This window comes from Bartonella sp. AA56HLJMS (assembly GCF_042197145.1).
In the GTDB taxonomy this organism is placed as follows: domain Bacteria; phylum Pseudomonadota; class Alphaproteobacteria; order Rhizobiales; family Rhizobiaceae; genus Bartonella.
In genome coordinates this window covers 1-1,275 of the sequence record NZ_JBHIRL010000079.1, presented here as the reverse complement: position 1 = coordinate 1,275, position 1,275 = coordinate 1, and the positions used below count along the sequence as shown (strand labels likewise).

The 1,275-nt window shown below is 37.8% G+C and carries 2 protein-coding genes; both read left to right on the top strand.

The genetic code is table 11. The features are described 5' to 3' along the window. Nucleotides 1–264 (top strand): YadA-like family protein (locus tag ACFINI_RS09930; protein WP_375638880.1); only part of this gene is annotated, 264 nt, incomplete at its 5' end. 444 nt (nucleotides 265–708) lie between these two features. Further along, entirely contained in the window at nucleotides 709–870 is a 162-nt protein-coding gene (locus ACFINI_RS09925) for a YadA-like family protein (RefSeq protein WP_375624327.1), read from the top strand. The last annotated feature ends 405 nt before the right edge of the window (nucleotides 871–1,275 follow it).

Genomic DNA, 1,275 nt, shown 5'->3' with positions numbered 1-1,275 from the left:
ACATTGAATTATGCTATTCAGGATGTTCGGAAAGAAGCAAGACAAGCTGCTGCTATTGGTCTAGCGGTGTCCAACTTGCGTTACAATGATGCACCAGGAAAGTTAAGTGTTGCACTTGGTAGTGGTATATGGCTCAATCAGTCCGCATTTGCTCTTGGTGCTGGTTATACATCTGAAGATGGAAATATTCGCTCTAGTCTATCTGTGACAAGTTCCGGAGGGCGCTGGGGTGTAGGTGTAGGATTAAGCTTAACTCTAAATTAATAAAATTTACTACGATTATTTTCAAAAACGCTCCTGTCTATACAAGACAGGGGCGAAAAGAGTTACACGATTAAAAGAACGACTCCCACAAATAACAGTGCCAGCATTAATGTTGAAAATAAAGAAAGAGAAAAGGTGTGAAGAGTGGTGTGTTTTACGCAAATTTGACAGAAGTCGTGGAGGGGGGCTGGTTGGTGGTTGTTAGATGACAGTGAGCAGCAGATTAAGACAGTTTTTGATGATGCGAAAAAATATGTAGATAAATATTTTTCTGAATCCAAGGATAATGCGATGAGTAATGGTGTTAACGAGTCGAAATCCTAAACCGATATAAAATTTGAAACGTTTAGTTATGACATTAAGAGCGTACGGAAAGAGGCAAGGCAAGCAGCCGCCGTTGGTTTAGCAGTATCCAACCTACGTTACTTCGACGAGCTAGGATCTTTGAGTGTCTCATTTGGTAGCGGCACATGGCGTGGACAATCCGCATTTGCTCTTGGTGCTGGTTATACATCTGAAAACGGAAAAATCCGCTCTAATCTCTCTGCCACGAGTGCTGGTGGTCATTGGGGAATAGGTGGTGCAATCACTCTGAAAATAAAATAATACGAACAACGAAAATAGAACAGAATATCCACCCTTATTTATTGAAATAAGGGTGGATATTTTTTTACAGACGCACAGTATTTATCTAGAGATAAGCATAATATTTGATGAGGCTATAGACTGTGAGGTTTTATAGAAGATTTTTCTATATTTTGTTGAAAAAAGATCACAGTAGAATCCATATTGCTAAAAAGTTATATTTTTATGTTGCTATTTTCATGAACAGCCTATAGCTGTATGGGAATGTATATTAGTAAGACTCATTTTGATAAAATAATTCAAAGGGGGATAAGTAGTGCGTAAAGATAAAAGGTACATCACGAGACCACGCATATATCATTATATGATATATTAAAAAGAAAAAATCCAACTAAAAAGCCAGTTATCCAAGGAAAACTATATTCC